The following is a 16,994-nucleotide window of genomic DNA, read 5'->3' on the forward strand; positions in this document are numbered from 1 at the left end:
TTCTCTCTATTTTACTATTTTCCCGTGTCCGGTCAAACTTTACTCTGTTCATTCAGCTCTCTTTACACCAAAAAGGCCGGGGTTATGACCCCCGTCCTGTCCGTTTCTTTTTCGTGTTGTCTGACTTGGCAAGTTGAATGAGACGGTTGATTTCGTCCTTGGTGAGGGGTCTTGTCAGACCGCGCTTCAAATTTTGCAGCAAAAGATCGCCGAAGGCAATCCGTTTAAGCTTGATGACCGGATGGGAAATGGCCTCAAACATCCGTCTGACCTGCCGGTTTCTGCCTTCATAAATGGTAATCTGGATTACAGACTCTTTGCCGTTCGGGTCCACATCCTTGTATTCTACCTCAGCGGGTGCGGTAATACCATCCTCCAGCACGATCCCTTTTTTCAGCTTGTCCAGCTCGGTTCCGTGTGGAACGCCTTTAACTGTCGCTACATACGTCTTGGGCACATGATGCTTCGGATGGGTGAGCAGATTGGCGAACTCGCCGTCATTGGTTAGCAACAACAGCCCCTCAGTATCGTAATCAAGACGTCCTACCGGATATACGCGTTCCTTAACGCCTTTCAGATAGTCGGACACAATTTTACGGCCTTCCGGATCGGAAGCGCTCGTAATCACGCCTTTAGGCTTGTTCATCATTAAATAGATTTTTTTCTCGCTTTTGATCGGTCTACCCTTTACCGTAATTATATCCTGATCAGGGTCTGCCTTCGTTCCCAGCTCTGTTACGGTAACCCCGTTCACTTCCACGCTACCCGCCTGAATAAGCTCCTCACATTTACGTCGGGAAGCTACACCAGCCTGGGCCAATATCTTCTGCAATCTTTCCATGTTCGCTAATTCACCTCATGCTAATGATACCCATCCATGAACAAAATCACAACCCCCGTTCACAAATCAATGCAGGGATCAAAATACAAGCAGGCAAATCGCAATCGCTGCCACAAAACCAACCACGTCTGAAAACAGTCCCACTTTCAAGGCATAACGTCCATTTCGGATACCTACTGCGCCAAAATATACAGTCAGCACATAGAGTGTCGTATCTGTACTGCCCTGAATCGTCGAAGCAATACGACCGATCATGGAATCCGGGCCATACGTGCGGATCAGATCCGTCGTAAATGCAAGCGAGCCGGTGCCCGTCAACGGGCGCAACAGTCCTAATGGCAGTACCTCACCGGGTACGCCCCAGTTTTTGATCCATGGCGTTACCCAGGATATCAAATAATCCAGAGCGCCGGACGCTCGAAAAATACTGATAGCCACCATCATGCCTACGAGATGAGGAATGATACTGATGGCCGTAGAGAAGCCGTCTTTGGCTCCATCCACAAAGGAATCGTAGACCGGTACCTTTTTGGTATAAGCATATAAAGGTATAAAAGCAAGAATAACCGGTATGGCCCACGTCGAAACGAGGTTAATGAAATAAAGCATGCCTCCCTCATCCTTTCCAAGTGGTGTTTCTGCCCTTGGCAGCCGTCATTCCTGATCGCGGAACGGCAGGTGAAGAAACGGGCGGCGTAGCCGGAGAGGACGCAGCTACTGGCGTACCCTGTGGTGCCTGTGTTTTTTGTGGCGGCAATGATGATGTGGAAGGTGGACTGGCTGGAGGACGACGCAACTCCCGGCTACGGTACCAGCGATCCGCCGCAATCGCGGCAAAGGTGGCTATCGCAGTCGCCACCAGCGTTGTCCCAACGATTTCTGTCGGATTTGCGGAATGATAATTGAGCCGGATCGCGATCAGTGTGGTTGGAATAAGCGTAATGCTGGCCGTGTTCAAAGCAAGCAGCGTACACATAGCAGGTGTAGCGGTCTGCTTGTCGGGATTGAGCGATTGCAGTTCTTGCATCGCCTTGATGCCCATCGGGGTCGCCGCATTTCCCAGCCCGAGCAGGTTAGCGCTCATATTGGACAAGATATACCCCATTGCCGGATGATTACGCGGAACATCAGGAAACAGAAAGGCTACTAACGGGGCGAGCAGTTTGGATATTTTCTGCAAAAGCCCACCATCTTCCGCCAGCTTCATCATACCCATCCAGAACACAAGCACACTAATCAGTCCAAAGCATACCGTAACGCCCGTGGCCGCCCCGTCAAATGCAGCTTTGGTCACCACTTCAATATTTCCCTGCGCGGCGGCAAACACAAATCCAATACAAATCAGGGCCACCCATATGAGATGAATCAAGGCCGATCCCTCCCTTTCACCGATGAATGTAACCTAACCCCTATGCTCCGAACAGATTTCTTAAAATCTCGCTCCATCCGCTCGTCCAGGTACGCTCTTGGATGCCGCCGCTTGCAGGAGCTTGTGCAGTCGGAATTTCCTGTTGTGGCTGTACTGTGCTTCTTCGAGCGGGCAGCAAGCTGCCTTTATCATACACAGGAACGGAGCCAATAAGCCGGCCTTCCAGCAGGAACTCGACACGTCCCCGCAAACCGAAGGATACGTCAGCTCTGTTATACTTGGACTTTTTATACAGGACCAATCTTTTGTGCAGCTGCGCCTTCTCCCCATCATGCAAAGGATAGGCAAAGCTTGCGCCTGTCAGCAGCGGATAACCGTCAATCGGCTGCTGCTTGTCCGTAATCGGAATGAGCGGATAATATCGGAAACCGTAGTCGAGCATACGGGCATGATCGTTCCAATCGTCTCCGTCATTTAAGGTAACGGCGGCAAGCTGACGACCGTCCCGTGTAGCTGAGCTGACCAGACAGCGAAACGCTTTTTTTGTAAAACCCGTTTTTACACCATCGGCCCCTTCATAGACCCTTAGCATCTTGTTCTTGTTATGCCATGAATAATCCCATGATTCATTCGGATTAGGCGCTTTTTTTAACTCCGTCTTCACAATGCGGGCAAAGGTCGGATTATGCAGCGCATAAGCGGTAAGCCGGGCCATATCATTGGCAGAGGAATAGTGCCCCTCGGCATCCAGTCCATGCGGATTAGCAAAGTGGGAGTGGCTCATTCCAAGCTCAACCGCCTTCTCATTCATCAAATGAACAAATCCTTCCTCCGTCCCTCCCACATGCTCAGCAATGGCGGAAGCCGCATCATTACCGGAACGGAGCATCAAGCCGTACAGCATATTTTCCAGTGTCATTTGTTCACCCTTTTGGAGAAAAAGCGAGGAACCCTCTTTGGCATAAGCCGTCGGACTCACCTTTACCGGATCCTGCAAGCGTCCATGTTCGATAGCTACGATCGCGGTCATAATTTTGGTCAGACTGGCAATACGCAGCTCTTTGTCACCCTCGGCGGAATATATGATTCTTCCTGATGTGACATCAATTAGAGAGGAAGCCTGTGCATGTGTAGTAAAAGCAGGTGGGAATTCCTCCCTCTTTACTGCTCCCCAAGCAGCCTGCGGACTCAGCGGTGTGAGCGGCAATGTCAAGACGAGCAGCAGTGCCAGCGACAACACAAAAACGCGTGTCATGGGCAAAAGCTGGCTGGTTACCTCGTAGATTTTTGGCATTCTTTTAAACATTTGGATTCCTCCGGTTTTGAACAAGTCTTGTACCATTCTATGTCCAAGCTGTTCAAAGTATGTCCACCTTTATAGCAGAAAATCCCTCTAGGGAACATGGTGTATCGTCCCTCTTTTCCGCCTTCTTTTCTACGCAAATAGGCAACTTGCACTCCTGATTACATATATATAATAGTTACTAAACATGACGAATGAATGGAGGTACAACATGCAGCGGCAACAGTTTGAAACGATCTTAAGAGCCCGGATTGTTGAGGCAGCTGAAGCCTTGAATCGAAGCGGTGCATCCTTCGCCACCTTTGATACAGCACGCAGCAACAAGCAATTTTGGGAATTGACGGAGAAAGGCGGATTCCAGATTAAAGCAGATGTCACTCCGGCGCAGGGGATCAGGGATATTTTTGTGAATGGGCATAAATATGCCTTTGAGTGCGCGACAGCTATGGTCATTGTGCTCTACAAAGGAGTGCTGGATTCTATTCTGGAAAGCGAATTCAACCGGATTTTTGCCGATATGCTGCTGTATGATTGGCACTATGACAGTGATCTCAGACTCATACAGGAGCAAGGGAGTGAAAAGGCTGTTCCTGGCGATATCCTGTATTTCAACAATCCTGATGTATCACCCGAAACGCCGGAGTGGAAAGGAGAAAATGTTGTCAAGCTAAGGGAAGATTCGCTTTATGGTCATGGGATTGGCATCCACACAGCGCAAGGCATCATCGACTCACTCAATCGTCATCGACGACCGGGGGCCACCACTTCTGCTTATTTGACAAATGAAGTGATCTACCCCGATTTTGCCTATCTGTCGCAGTTTGCCCCTGAAGGAAACCGGGAAAAAGAACTTGCACTGAGCCCTTCACAAGAGCACCCTCCCCGTATACATGCGAGCATTGGTGGAAGACAGTATATTCGTGCATAAAAGTATTATATTAAGTGTATGTAAAAAGAGGGTATTCCTTAGCCGATAGCTGGCTCTGAGAATACCCTCCTGTGCAAATAATCCTATTTAATAACTGTTACAAAGAAGCCGGGCCAGTGTGATTTTGACCTGTGTTAACATCTACGGGTACCTGTGGGGGTGGAGTATGCAGATCAACGTTGGCATTCCGGAAGATAGATTGGACTTTATCAATCAGGTATGGTGTAGAGTCGATCAATTTTTCAATCAGATGAGTCTGATTATCCAGCGGAACTATTTGTGCACCTTGTTTGCCAACAACCAAAAAAGCGATTGGATGAATGGATACCCCGCCACCGCTACCGCCGCCAAAAGGATGTCCTTCTTTGCCGCTGTGAGCACCTGATGCCGAGGATGTATGAAGCGCCTCTTCATCTACATTAAAATCACTGCCCCCGGCTGCGAAACCAAATCCCACCTTACTAATCGGCAAAATAACGGAACCATCGGGTGTTTCCACCGCGTCTCCCACAATCGTATTCACATCTACCATGGCTTTGATGTTCTCCATTGCAGTTTGCATGAGCCCTTGAATCGGGTGATCTGACATGATTATTCCTCCTCTGCTTTGTTCAAGCGTAGACTGCCTTTTCTATCGCTATTGTGCGCAGGGGTTCAAGGAAATATGTATGCCATTCGATTCGGTAATTCATTAGTCAAGAGGACTTTGTACGCTCTGCCACCGATCAACCAACAACAGAAGCATCTTTAAACCTGTGTCCATAGCGTCCTCATCCACAGTGAATCGCGGATGGTGATGGGGAAAATTACTTTCTTTTGTCCCATTGCGTGATCCGATGTAAATGAAAGCTCCCGGTGCCTTTTGCAAATAGGCGGAAAAATCCTCGGCTCCCAGTGTAGGTTGCATTGGATCCAGCACATCAGCACCAAAGTAATGGACAGCCGCTTCACGTGCAAATTCCACCAGTTTCGAGTCATTATAAAGCGGCCGATACCCCGGTTGGTAATCCAGCTCACAGGTTGCTCCATGCGCGGCTGCGACCCCTTCTATGATCTGTCGAATCAATCCCGGCATGCGGTCGCGTTCTGACTGATCGAAGGAGCGAAACGTTCCTCCAAGCTTCACCTGCTCGGGAAATGAGTTGTAGCCAGAGCCACCATGAATTTGCGTTAGCGACAGAACCGCAGGGCGCAGCGGATCAATATGGCGGGCCACCACATGCTGGAGATTGACAATGACCTGTGCTGCTACCGAAATTGCATCGACCGCCTGATGAGGATAAGCCGCATGGCCGCTAGAGCCCGTAACCGTAATATCAAAAGCATCGTTACCCGCCATGACCGGGCCTGCCAGCAGTCCGATCTTCCCCGTATCCAGCCAGGAAATCAGATGCAGGGCAAATATGGCATCTACATCGTCCATCACACCTGCTTCCACCAACTGCCCAGCCCCACCCGGCACCTGTTCTTCCGCATGCTGGAATATAAAACGAACCTCTCCACGGATAGATTGTTTTTCCCCTGAAAGAATCTTCGCCACGCCCAGCAGAATGGATGCATGACTATCATGTCCGCAGGCATGCATCACATCGTCTGTTTGAGAGGCGAATTCGAAGTGATTCTCCTCATGAATGGGCAATGCATCAATATCAGCGCGCAGCGCCAGTATTCGACCGGGCTGTTCACCTATCAGTCGGGCCATAACGCTCGTTGGAGTCGGACGTGAAATTTGCAGGTTTCCGAAACCTCTCAACTGTTCTTCAATGTAAGCAGACGTTTGAACCTCTTGAAAAGACAGTTCCGGATGGCGATGAAAATGTCTGCGCCACTCCACAACCTGTTCTTTAATGGCTTCCGCCTGAGAAATCCATCTTTCATTTTTCATGTTAGGTCCTCCGTTCTTTTAATTGCTCATCCATCATTCTACATAACAAAAGGACAGACTACTGGCTATATGCCCTTTGCCTGCCCTTCTCTTCTCATGCTTACATCACTTTCGTCAATCCGACCGTCTTCTCCATAATCACGATGGCCAGAACGGCAACCCCAATGAACAAAACGGAGATGGCGTTCACAGACGGATCAAATGTCTGATCAATATAGTTAAAAATCCGCACAGGTACGGTTATATTGCCAGGGGAGGATACAAATAAACTGATGGACACTTCCCCGAAAGACTCCACGATGGAGAACACCGTACCTGCAATAATCCCCGGCTTGATCAGTGGAATCGTAATTCTTACAAAGGTTTTCAGCCTTCCCGCTCCCAAGCTCATCGAAGCCGATTCCAGCTTGGGGTCAAGCCCGGACACACTCACACTTACCGTGCGTACTACATATGGAAAGGCAACGACCATATGCCCTATGACCAGTCCGGCTAAAGAGTTAATGAGCCCCAGGGATGTAAACTCATACAGCAATGCAATACCTAGCACAACCTGCGGAATCATGAGCGGCGACAGCATAAGAGACTGAATGGCTTCCCGACCGCGAAACTTTAATCGGCCCAAAGCATAAGCAGCAGCCGTTCCCAGAATGACGGTTAACGGTGTGACGATAAGAAGCAGTAAGCCGCTCACTTTTAATGCCGATGCCCAATCACTGTTAGTAAACAATGAGTGAAACCATCTCACTGAAAAAGAGGTTGGTGGGAATTGCGGATACTCCGTCGGACTAAAGGCAGACAGGAAAATAACCAAAATGGGTGAAATCAGAAACAGATACACCAGAATACCAGCCGCCCAAATTAGAGTTGTCAGCACCGATATTTTGCGTTTTCGCTGTGACGGGCGCCCTGCCTTGTTCATGTTGTTGACGACAGGGACTGAGGCCTTGCTTGAAGGATCAGTCATGCAGCCTAGCCTCCCATCTCTTCGATATCCATCCGATCAGGGCAATCACAATGCCGACCAACAGCAATAGCGTTACAGACAAGGCGGCAGCGAATGGCATATTGAATACCTGCACGGCCTGCTGATAAATCGCCAGCGGCAGCAAAGGCTGTAGACGGCCCCCTACGAGCAATGGCGTGATATAGCTGCCCGCAGCAAGCGAGAAAACGATGGCCGCACCAGATAACATCCCCGGCAAGGTAAGCGGAAGCGTCACTCGGAAAAAGGTTCGAATCCGCCCCGCTCCCAGACTCATAGACGCTTGCCGCAGCTTGGGCTGAATGTCCCCCATAGACGTTGCAATAGGCAGTACGGCGAATGGCAACATAACCTGCACATAAGCGATAATGACAGCTTTCATACTCCATAAAAGCGATAACGGCTGATCAATCAGGTGCAGCTTGAGCAGCACTGCATTCAGCAGACCATTTTGAGCCAGAATGACAATCCATGCAAACGTACGAATCACCACACTGGTCAATAAGGGCGAAATCAGCAAAATATAAAAGAATGTGCGTACGCCCGGTTTCTCAGTTCGTACCAGCAGATATGCCGCCGGGTAAGCCAGGACGATACAAATGACTGTAGTTAGCAGCGCGACACCCAATGTCGACCGGATGATTGTCATATATGCGCCTGTCGTGAACACCTGGATATACTGACCGAACGTATACGTAGGAAGTACATTCAATAAACTATCTACTTCCCGGAAACTAAGTACAATCAGCATAATGAACGGCGCAACCAGAAAAGCTAACAGAAAGAGCAGTGCCGGGGTAAGCAAAAGCCAATAAAATGAGTTCGTACGTCGAGCGGCCGTTGTTCGTGCCATCGTTACCCTCCTTCCGTCGGAAGAGGAATGACATCCTCAGCAGCCCAATATAATTCACACGGGTCTCCCTGAACAGGAAGAGTCGGGAATACAGGGTCAGGAGCAACGACTAGTAACTCCCCTTTACCGGGAAGAGCTACTTTTAACCTTACCTGATCTCCCGCATAGCTGACATGCTGAATGATGCCCGGTGTGCGATTGGGCTGGCCTTCACTTCCGGGTATGAAGGAAATTCGTATCCGCTCTGGACGTAGCATATACGTAGCTGCCTCCACAGAATCCGGCACAGACGTTTCCAGAATCAACGGAGCACCGTTTGCCAGTTCATAATGCTGGACCTGTAGGCGCACATTCCCTCCCGAAGCTGCATCCCCCGTTGAACGGATATGGAACAGATTCACTTGCCCGATAAAATCAGCTACGAACCGATTGGCTGGTTGCCGATATATTTCCAGTGGAGAACCTACCTGTTGGAGACGTCCATGCCCCAAAATGCCGATACGGTCGGATAAGCTGAGCGCCTCTTCCTGATCATGTGTTACCAAGATGGTAGTGATTCCGGTCCTGCGTTGAATCGTCCGCAGCTCTGTCTGCATATCCTTGCGCAGCTTTGCGTCCAGATTGCTCAGAGGCTCATCGAGCAGCAATACAGAAGGTTCAATAGCCAAGGCTCTCGCAATCGCCACCCGTTGCCGCTGTCCTCCGCTTAACCGATGAGGTCTGCGATCTGCCATGGATGAAAGCTGGACAAGTGCCAGTATCTCGTCGACACGACGCTTTATTTCTTTTTTAGGCAGCTTGCGTATTTGCAGGCCATAGGCCACGTTGTCAAACACCGTAAGATGCGGAAACAATGCATAATCCTGAAATACGATACCTAGACCGCGCCGATAAGGAGGCAGTCCGGTCACATCCTGTTCTCCGATAAGAATTCGTCCCGTGGAGGGGTCCAGAAAACCCGCAATCATATTCAGCAACGTCGTTTTTCCACAACCGCTAGGTCCGAGAAGGGAGAAGAACTCCCCCTCTCGAACCTGTAGCTGAACCTCTTCCAGCGCCGTAAAATCTCCAAAGCGACGACTCACATCATCAATGTGAATGCCACTCACTTGCCGCCTCCCAATGCCTGTGTCCAGCGATTGGTCCAATCTGCCAAGTTAGGGGTTGCTGTCGTATAATCAACCCATTTCAGCTTTTTGTAGGCTTCTTCACCGACTTGTACTTTATTTTTCAGGTCATCACTATACTTCACGTTTTTATTGGTCATGCCATACAAGGACAGGTCGGAAAATGATTTCTGTACATCAGGACTGGATAAATAGTCAACCAGCTTATAGGCATTCGCTAGATTCTGACTTCCTTTCGGAATAACCCAGCTCGCCACAGCAGCAACCGGACCATCCTTCGGATACGTAAAACCAACGTCCAACCCGGCTTTTTGCATAGCAAACGCGCGACCATCCCAAAACGGTACAACCCACGCATCCCCGCGCTCCAGTAAGGTCTGAATGGAACCGGAGTTATCCGGGAACGCCGTAGCATTCTGTTTTAGCTCTGCAAGTTTGGCAAAGGTTTTATCGACGTCAGCAGGGTTGCTCTCCTTGCCACCCAAGGCATTGACAAGACCGGAGAAGAACTGCAAACCAGCAGAATAAGTTGGCGAGGATATCGCAACATGACCTTTATATTCCGGGTTCCACAAATCCAGCCAGCTGGTCGGCGGGGTTTTAACTAAATCTTTACGATATATAAGTCCTAATTGTCCCATACTAAAGCCCGCCGCGTATACATTGCCGTCTTTTGTGAACCGTTCCTCAACAGAAGGGTACAAATTAGCCAAATTAGGAACATTTTTAGTGTCCAGAGGCTGCAACAGATTGGAATCTGTTGCCCGCTGAATGGTGTCCGGTTGCAGAACAAGCACGTCATAAGCTGTATTCTTGCCATTGCCCGCTTTCAGCTTAGGATACCATTCAGCATCCGTACCCGTAACAACCTCCACTTCAATCCCGGTATCCTTTTGAAATTGATCCAATGCCGCTTTACGGATATTTTTTTCCCAGTCCCCGCCGGATACACCAATGACCACTTTATTCGTTTTCGGCAGTTCGCCGCTGGCTTGGGTATCGGTTCCCGCTCCGCTCTGCTGATTGCCGCAAGCAGAAATGAGGACCGCCAGACTAAGGAATAAGGAAGCAAATGTGAATTTTCTCTTGTTTCTCATGAACATAACCACCTTTTATGGATAATAAAATGCCTTCTACATTAAATCCTGCCACAGCTGCTCAATACACGCGGCCGACAATTTCTGTTGCGGATAAATCTGTTTGGCACGTTCATGAACCAGTTGCTTGCGAATAGCACGTTGAGTTGGTGGAAGTTGTTGGAGCAGTTGCGCCAAGCTGTCGCTTGCTTCTGATGTCCAGATGGCTTCATAGGCTTCTCTTGCGCTCCCGAAATCCCATAAGTCCGCGACTTCCCAATTTTTTTCATCCCGGTACTGGCCTGTCAATGCCTCATCCATCACCCACACACCATCTTGTACTCGAACGGCAACGCCGTATAAGTTCTCAGCCTGCTGCACCCCCAGAAGGCCAGCTCGCACTTCCTCCAGTACATCTTGGGGATCGCGCTTGAACGGGCTACCCCAGCCGCCCCCGCCAGGAGACTGAATGCTGACCACATCACCTGGCACCGGATGGAGTACGCTGATTTTAGGTAGTTTTCGTTCATTCGATCGGCCGGGGTTCAATGTGACCTGTCCCAAGGCACCGGCTTGCCCTCCTGCCAGTCCCCAAGGATGAAAGCGGAGCCGCTCCATACCTCTAGCCGTTACTATGGAACCTTCCTCTCGAATCTCAAAATCAAGCCGGATGGCGTGACCCCCGCGATGCAGTCCTGCACCTGCTGTGTTTTCCAGCAATTCATAGCGGTGAACCAGCACTTCAATGTGCTGCTCCAGACTTTCAATCGGGGTATTTCGGAGGAAACCGGAAGCATGGTCGATTCCGTCCGCTCCATCCATATCACTGTTCCCTCCACCCCCGCCGCCCATCGGCTGGACTACAGCCATATTGCGCGAACCACTCAAAACGTCGGGGGTGGACATCACCACAATCGCAGATTGCCCAGCACCCGCGGCCGGAATTTCATTCGGAATAGCTTTCGCAAGCGCTCCAAGCACAGCGTTATATAACCGCATCGTAATCGTATGCCTCACGCCCACCGCAGCCGGATATACCGGATTAACCAGCGTACCCGCTGGTGCTACGACCGAAATGGGCCGTGTAATCCCTCCGTTAACCGGAATGAACGGATCAGAACTAATAATATAGTTGATTAATCCCTGGAATAGAAACGAATGCTTTTTCCCGTTCGTCACGAGATTAAATGCCGTTCTCACCTGTGGATCACAGTTGGAAAAATCAAGCGTAATGCTTCCATCCTTGACTACAACCGACACGGCCAGACGCACAGGAGTATCCGAAACCATGTCATCGTCCAAATAATCAGCAAAGCTGTAGGTGCCGTCAGGAATTTGTTCGATGACCTTGCGGGCACGAAGCTCACCCTGATCCATAAGGTCCTGCATACTGTCTTTCACAGCTTGAACACCAAACTTGTTCACTAGCGTATGCATCCGTTGTTCCGCTGTATTGACAGCAGCCACCATCGCATTAAAATCACCCAGATTGAGCTGTGGTGCCCGGCTGTTCGCATTCAGAAACATATGCACGTCCGCATTCGCTTGACCACGCTTATAAAGCTTCACTGGAGGTATACGTAAACCTTCCTGGTGAATATCCGTGGCCTCGGGCGAAATACTAGAGGGTACCAGTCCGCCTACATCGCTGCAATGGACAAATGCCCAAGCGTAAGATATCAGCTCACCGTCCACAAAAATCGGTTTGAATACATGGACATCTGGTAAGTGTGTCGCCAATCCGTCGGTGGAATACGGCTCATTGGTGATGATAATGTCGCCCGGCTCCAGCGGCTCACACGCCTCAGCTGCACGCTGTAAGCTTAAACCCAAAAATATAGTCACCCCGACGGTTTTCGGGTAAACAAAAAACTCTCCTGATGGTGTCGCCAATGCGGTGGCAAAATCCGCAGACTCCTTCACAAATGTCGTGAACGATGTTCGTTCAATAATATGGCCCATGCCCGCCGCAATTGCATTATAATAACTTCGCATGATTTCCAGTGTTGCCGGATCTGTCTTCATCCGCGCACCTCTTTTCGTTTCAAAATCAGGTTGCCGGACCGATCCGTAACGCCATACCAGCCGTTCAGCACAAGAACGGTTGTATCATCCTGTTCGACGATAGCTGGTCCTTCAAGCCGATGGCCTGCACGCAGCTCGGTACGAGCGTATACATCAGCGGTATACTCCGTTCCGCCATAAATAATACGTCGTGTTCCCGAAGGCTGAATTTGATCCGTCGCCTCCGAAATGGAGGCAATCCGAGGTTTAATGGTATGGCCTGCCAACCGCACCCGCAGGTTAATCAGCTCTAATACGGCAAAAGGATCGCTGTGCCCGTATTGACGATGATGCAGTTCGTGAAATGCGGTAACAATCCGTTCACTGTTTCCGTCCTCCAGCATAGAGCTTTCCAGCGGCAGCTCAATTTCAAAGGCTTGTCCGCTGTAACGGGCATCCATCGAGTAGTGCAATGTGATGCCTTCCAGACCCTCCACCTGTTGCTGATCAAGCCATTGCCGCGCCTGTTCTGCCAGCACATCAAATTCACGCGTGAGCGAATCGGAAGGATACTCATCAAACCGCTGCTGTAGAGATAATACTGCATCGTAGGCAAAATCAGCCGACAGTGCCCCCAGCGCACACAACGTACCGGGATTCGGTGGAACCAGAACGCTCTGTGCCTGTATTTCCTCTGCCAAAAAATTAGCCGTTACCGGTCCACCACCGCCAAAGGCAAGCAAACTGAATTCCCGCGGATCAAAGCCGTGCTGCTCCATCACCGCGCTTAGCTCGGCATACATATTCGCCACAGCTACCTGAATCATTCGGTCCGCCGCCATTCGTTCATCCGTTCCCAAGTGTTCGGCAATGGGCCGAATCGCTTGTGCAGAACGTTCAGGGAAAAGCTGTACATGCCCTGCGGCGAACCTACCCGGATTCAAATATCCACAAAGTAGGAACGCATCCGTCAGAGCAGCCCTTTCCCCCGTGCCGTAGCAGGCAGGTCCCGGTGAAGAACCGACTGACTCCGGCCCTACTTTAAGCAGACCTCCATTGTCAATCCAGGCAAAGGAACCGCCTCCCGCCCCTACCGAATACATAGAAACGGAAGGCAGCATAATCGGCATACCTGCCAGTTGATTGGTCTGTGTGAATGTAGGCTCACCACCTTCAATAATGGAAATATCCGCACTCGTGCCCCCCATATCGAAGGTAATTACATTAGCAATATCCGCGGATTTTGCAGCTTGTACTGCACCGATTACCCCTGCGGCGGGCCCGGAAAACAAAGTTCGCACTGGCGCCTGTGCAGCGGTGCCTATATCCATAATACCGCCATTCGATTGTGTAATAAAAGGCTGCGTCTGGACTCCTTCTTCATTCAAACGTTCACGAAGCGTTTCAAAATAACGCTGGACGTTCGGCTGAATATACAAGTTAACGGATGTCATGGCCGCTCGCTCATATTCCCTCATCTGAGGCCACAAGGCGGAGGACGCATTCACACCCAACTGGGGCGCGATCTCACGTATCCGCTGGACAGCTAATTGCTCATGCTGCGGGTTTTTATAGCTGTGCAGGAAGCAAACCACTACCCCGCTTACCCCGGAATCCACCGCTCCGCGAATCGCTTGATCCAGACTATCCAAATCTAATGAAGTATGTACCGTACCGTCATGCAGCATGCGCTCTTTAACGGCAAAGACCCGTTCTCTGGGCACAAGCGGTTCAGGCAGTCTGGAACGAAAATCATACGGTATCGGTAACCGTAAACGCTGGAGAGCCAGCAAATCTCGGAATCCCTCGGTTACGATGAGTGCAATCGCCTCACCGCGACGCTGTAGTAACGTATTTAAACCTATTGTAGTGCCGTGCACGAAGTAATGTATGTCCTGCGGCTTAATGCCACGCTCTTTCAACAAAGCTAATCCGTTAGCAATCCCCTGGGCAGGATCCTGCGAAACGGTTGGTGTTTTCACTCCCCAAAGCTTACCATTCTGATTATCCAATATGGTTAAATCCGTAAATGTTCCCCCAATATCAATCCCCAATCTCCATGAATCGCCCAACCTGTACTACCTCCTCTTGTTACGCACGACGTCTCTGCTATAATTACGACTAATTCTATCGACATTATATAAATAAATCAAGATAATTCGATAAAATTCGACACACATATCAAGAGCCTTTTTTGTGCTGTCCCAAGTTCAGAGAAGGATGGATTCTATCAGTCTTCACTGTTGACCCGGCGATTCTCAGGTCTCTTGGAGAATACCCGTTTCCACGCCTCTGGACCGCCTGGTACGCGCCATATGCGGTAAGCCAATATGAGCATCGAATAAATGCCATAACCCAGTGAAATACTTGCCTCACAGGTCAAAGTGGTAGTAAAACGCAGGCGATCCACCCAATAAGGCACGACAAACAGCTTGGGTGTGCAGTTCATGCGCACAAAGCTGGAGGCAAAACCAATAAATGACGTTTTCAGCCCCCACAGAATACCAGTAGAGGTAGCCGTATAAGCAGCGTCAGCAAGACTGATATTGGTGGACCATTCCATTTTCGACATCGTCACATGGGCTAGCGTATGACGTATCCATCGGTGGAAAGATCGCGTTCCTTTCAGCAGTATACGAACATCGTGTATAAATCGCTTAATTTTCTCTTTATCAATAATCCCGCTGTCAATAGAGGCATCCGTTTTATGTATGTTTTTGTTGCGATCGAGTCGATAGAGAAGCCCTTTTTGCAAGCCTGCCAGCAGAATAGCCGGAATGTCATAATTTATTTTAATCCACCCGTACAGAAATCTGATCTCCAGATGCGCCCTGTCATCATTATCATGCTTGGCAATATCCAGCTTCAATCGGATACGGGAGAGCAGAACAGCCAGCACAAGTAACAAAACGACGATGATGGCGATACCGATCCATTTCCACACTGGCGAGTCCTCCCTACCTTTTTTCTGCATGGATATACCATGGCAAAAATAGTATGACCCTTCGCCCGGAAAACATGCATACTGAAACGCTAAACAGCCAGCCCCCATTACGCGAGGACTGGCTGTTTCTATATTTCGAATCTGTAACAATGAAGAGGAACCCGTAAAACAGGCTTCTGCCAGGCATCAAGACTCCGTATCATTCATATCTGGCTGGCTGTTCTCCAAACGTTCGAACAACAATTGTGTCTCTTCCTCCAAATTATCCGAGTCCTCAAACAGCTCAGGCTGCGGCAAATCCGCCAAAGAGCCCAGACCGAAATAATCCAGAAATGACTTCGTCGTTCCGTACAAAATCGGTCGTCCGATGGCCTCAGCCCGACCTTTTTCCTCAATAAGCTCCTTGTTGACCAGAGTATGTATAGCCCGCTCAGATTTGACACCCCGAATATCTTCGATTTCAACTCTTGTAATAGTCTGGCGGTAGGCCACAATGGCAAGTGTCTCCAAAGCCGCTTGAGACAGCGAGGCACGTGCGGGAGAATAAGCGAGCTTTTCAAAAAAAGGTGCATGCTCGGATAAGGTTGCCAGCTGATAATGACCGGCTATACGGACAATTTGCAGACCTCTTCCTCCCTGCTCCATGTCCTGCTTCATATCCTCCAAACTCTTTTCAACCAGCTCTTGCTGCTGCTCTACAATGTCGGCGATCTGCTTGGCGGACAACCCTTCCTCTCCCGCGAGAAACAGCAGTCCCTCAATAATTGATTTCAGCTTCAGATAATCCATTAACCCGTAAATCCCCTCTCCACTCCATTACAATATCATCGAAAAGCTTTTCCTGATAGCAGAAAATCTGCTTCATTTTCATCAGTTCGAGGATAGCCAAAAAGGTGACTACCACTTCATGGCGATACATCTCCTCATGCATCAGCTTGGAGAATAGAAGCCGTCCTCCCGTCCCTACCATCTCCAACGCCCCGATGACCTGGCGAATACGGTCCTTGACCGAAATTTCATCGCGATGAATACGGGTTACCGTCGTACGTCGCTCTGCTTTACGCAGCGCACGCTGAAAGGCCGCGACCAAATCACTTGCATGTAGCCCATGCACCGGATTGGCGGGTTCGGTGGGCAGGAATGCGCTCAAATCTTCCGGCTCCTTGCCATAGATCAGACTTCGTTCCCATTCACGCTCACTCAGATGGCGGGCAATCCCTTTATATTTACGATACTCCACCAGCTTGCGAACCAGTTCATCCCGTGGATCATAATCCTCTTCTTCATAAAAATCCAAATCATCATATTCCATTACAGGTGGCTTGGGAAGCAGCAATTTACTCTTAATAGATAAGAGCGTCGCCGCCATCACCAGAAACTCGCTCGTAATGTCCAGCTCCAGCTCCTGCATACTGTGCAAAAAAGCCATATACTGATCCGTAATATCACTAATCGGGATATCCTGAATATCGATCTCGGCCTTATCAATCAGATGCAACAGCAGATCCAGCGGACCCTCGAATGTCTCCAGCTTGTAATTTACGACTGTCAATGTGCTTCCCCCTGCCTTACTCCAATCATCATTCAACAATACCTTTCCCCGTTAGCACTTATGCTCGACTTTATCAATCCCTCTTTCTGTAGTATATACGTCATCGCCTTGCTTAACAATCCAATCC

At 49.7% G+C, this 16,994-nt stretch carries 16 protein-coding genes; 1 reads left to right on the top strand and 15 read right to left on the bottom strand.

Going from position 1 to position 16,994, the window contains the following annotated elements; all coding sequences use genetic code 11:
* Positions 1-82: 82 nt before the first annotated feature.
* From HPL003_RS22735 to HPL003_RS22750, 4 genes are all read right to left on the bottom strand, one after another.
* Positions 83-841, bottom strand: coding sequence for a pseudouridine synthase (locus tag HPL003_RS22735; protein WP_014282127.1), 759 nt, complete (start codon positions 839-841; stop codon positions 83-85).
* Positions 842-919: 78 nt separating this feature from the next.
* Complete coding sequence (locus tag HPL003_RS22740; RefSeq protein WP_014282128.1) at positions 920-1,450, bottom strand: spore maturation protein; 531 nt, start codon at positions 1,448-1,450, stop codon at positions 920-922.
* A gap of 7 nt (positions 1,451-1,457) precedes the next feature.
* The gene (locus HPL003_RS22745) at positions 1,458-2,210 is read right to left on the bottom strand and encodes a nucleoside recognition domain-containing protein (protein ID WP_014282129.1); all 753 of its coding nucleotides are present in this window, start codon (positions 2,208-2,210) and stop codon (positions 1,458-1,460) included.
* 40 nt (positions 2,211-2,250) lie between these two features.
* A complete protein-coding gene (locus tag HPL003_RS22750) occupies positions 2,251-3,516 on the bottom strand; it encodes a D-alanyl-D-alanine carboxypeptidase family protein (RefSeq protein ID WP_014282130.1) in 1,266 nt (421 codons plus the stop codon).
* A 184-nt stretch (positions 3,517-3,700) separates the two neighbouring features.
* On the opposite strand from HPL003_RS22750, the gene HPL003_RS22755 reads away from it, so the two are divergent.
* The gene (locus tag HPL003_RS22755; RefSeq protein ID WP_274378186.1) at positions 3,701-4,441 is read left to right on the top strand and encodes a protein-glutamine gamma-glutamyltransferase; all 741 of its coding nucleotides are present in this window, start codon (positions 3,701-3,703) and stop codon (positions 4,439-4,441) included.
* A gap of 97 nt (positions 4,442-4,538) precedes the next feature.
* On the opposite strand, the gene ytfJ is transcribed toward HPL003_RS22755, so the two are convergent.
* The 11 genes from ytfJ to HPL003_RS22810 form a co-directional block, all read right to left on the bottom strand.
* Positions 4,539-5,030, bottom strand: coding sequence for a GerW family sporulation protein (gene ytfJ / locus HPL003_RS22760; RefSeq protein WP_014282132.1), 492 nt, complete (start codon positions 5,028-5,030; stop codon positions 4,539-4,541).
* A gap of 102 nt (positions 5,031-5,132) precedes the next feature.
* Positions 5,133-6,326 (bottom strand): amidohydrolase, encoded by a 1,194-nt coding sequence (locus HPL003_RS22765; protein WP_014282133.1) that lies wholly within the window; start codon positions 6,324-6,326, stop codon positions 5,133-5,135.
* A 100-nt stretch (positions 6,327-6,426) separates the two neighbouring features.
* Positions 6,427-7,248 (bottom strand): ABC transporter permease, encoded by an 822-nt coding sequence (locus HPL003_RS22770; protein ID WP_043922884.1) that lies wholly within the window; start codon positions 7,246-7,248, stop codon positions 6,427-6,429.
* 37 nt (positions 7,249-7,285) lie between these two features.
* Complete coding sequence (locus tag HPL003_RS22775; RefSeq protein WP_014282135.1) at positions 7,286-8,164, bottom strand: ABC transporter permease; 879 nt, start codon at positions 8,162-8,164, stop codon at positions 7,286-7,288.
* A 2-nt stretch (positions 8,165-8,166) separates the two neighbouring features.
* Positions 8,167-9,273: an ABC transporter ATP-binding protein gene (locus HPL003_RS22780; protein ID WP_014282136.1), complete on the bottom strand. Its 1,107-nt coding sequence runs from the start codon at positions 9,271-9,273 to the stop codon at positions 8,167-8,169.
* Positions 9,270-10,394: an extracellular solute-binding protein gene (locus HPL003_RS22785; protein WP_043922490.1), complete on the bottom strand. Its 1,125-nt coding sequence runs from the start codon at positions 10,392-10,394 to the stop codon at positions 9,270-9,272. Before HPL003_RS22785 ends, HPL003_RS22780 begins: the two co-directional genes overlap by 4 nt.
* Positions 10,395-10,424: 30 nt before the next feature.
* Positions 10,425-12,392 (bottom strand): hydantoinase B/oxoprolinase family protein, encoded by a 1,968-nt coding sequence (locus tag HPL003_RS22790; protein WP_014282138.1) that lies wholly within the window; start codon positions 12,390-12,392, stop codon positions 10,425-10,427.
* Positions 12,389-14,443 carry a hydantoinase/oxoprolinase family protein gene (locus HPL003_RS22795; RefSeq protein ID WP_014282139.1) on the bottom strand — a complete coding sequence of 685 codons (2,055 nt, stop codon included), beginning with the start codon at positions 14,441-14,443 and terminating at the stop codon, positions 12,389-12,391. Before HPL003_RS22795 ends, HPL003_RS22790 begins: the two co-directional genes overlap by 4 nt.
* 158 nt (positions 14,444-14,601) lie before the next feature.
* The gene (locus HPL003_RS22800; protein WP_014282140.1) at positions 14,602-15,315 is read right to left on the bottom strand and encodes a DUF2953 domain-containing protein; all 714 of its coding nucleotides are present in this window, start codon (positions 15,313-15,315) and stop codon (positions 14,602-14,604) included.
* 186 nt (positions 15,316-15,501) lie between these two features.
* Positions 15,502-16,104: an SMC-Scp complex subunit ScpB gene (gene scpB / locus HPL003_RS22805; RefSeq protein WP_014282141.1), complete on the bottom strand. Its 603-nt coding sequence runs from the start codon at positions 16,102-16,104 to the stop codon at positions 15,502-15,504.
* On the bottom strand, positions 16,073-16,867 hold the full coding sequence (locus HPL003_RS22810; protein ID WP_014282142.1) for a segregation and condensation protein A: 795 nt from the start codon (positions 16,865-16,867) through the stop codon (positions 16,073-16,075). Before HPL003_RS22810 ends, scpB begins: the two co-directional genes overlap by 32 nt.
* Positions 16,868-16,994: the final 127 nt, after the last annotated feature.

This window comes from Paenibacillus terrae HPL-003 (assembly GCF_000235585.1).
GTDB lineage: Bacteria > Bacillota > Bacilli > Paenibacillales > Paenibacillaceae > Paenibacillus > Paenibacillus terrae_B.

What these genes read in the sequence shown, in the direction of transcription:
- HPL003_RS22735 (WP_014282127.1), bottom strand. Translation starts at nt 841, where the DNA reads ATGGAAAGATTGCAGAAGATATTGGCCCAGGCTGGTGTAGCTTCCCGA.
- HPL003_RS22740 (WP_014282128.1), bottom strand. Translation starts at nt 1,450, where the DNA reads ATGCTTTATTTCATTAACCTCGTTTCGACGTGGGCCATACCGGTTATT.
- HPL003_RS22750 (WP_014282130.1), bottom strand. Translation starts at nt 3,516, where the DNA reads ATGTTTAAAAGAATGCCAAAAATCTACGAGGTAACCAGCCAGCTTTTG.
- HPL003_RS22755 (WP_274378186.1), top strand. Translation starts at nt 3,701, where the DNA reads ATGACGAATGAATGGAGGTACAACATGCAGCGGCAACAGTTTGAAACG.
- ytfJ (WP_014282132.1), bottom strand. Translation starts at nt 5,030, where the DNA reads ATGTCAGATCACCCGATTCAAGGGCTCATGCAAACTGCAATGGAGAAC.
- HPL003_RS22765 (WP_014282133.1), bottom strand. Translation starts at nt 6,326, where the DNA reads ATGAAAAATGAAAGATGGATTTCTCAGGCGGAAGCCATTAAAGAACAG.
- HPL003_RS22770 (WP_043922884.1), bottom strand. Translation starts at nt 7,248, where the DNA reads ATGAACAAGGCAGGGCGCCCGTCACAGCGAAAACGCAAAATATCGGTG.
- HPL003_RS22775 (WP_014282135.1), bottom strand. Translation starts at nt 8,164, where the DNA reads ATGGCACGAACAACGGCCGCTCGACGTACGAACTCATTTTATTGGCTT.
- HPL003_RS22785 (WP_043922490.1), bottom strand. Translation starts at nt 10,394, where the DNA reads ATGTTCATGAGAAACAAGAGAAAATTCACATTTGCTTCCTTATTCCTT.
- HPL003_RS22790 (WP_014282138.1), bottom strand. Translation starts at nt 12,392, where the DNA reads ATGAAGACAGATCCGGCAACACTGGAAATCATGCGAAGTTATTATAAT.
- scpB (WP_014282141.1), bottom strand. Translation starts at nt 16,104, where the DNA reads ATGGATTATCTGAAGCTGAAATCAATTATTGAGGGACTGCTGTTTCTC.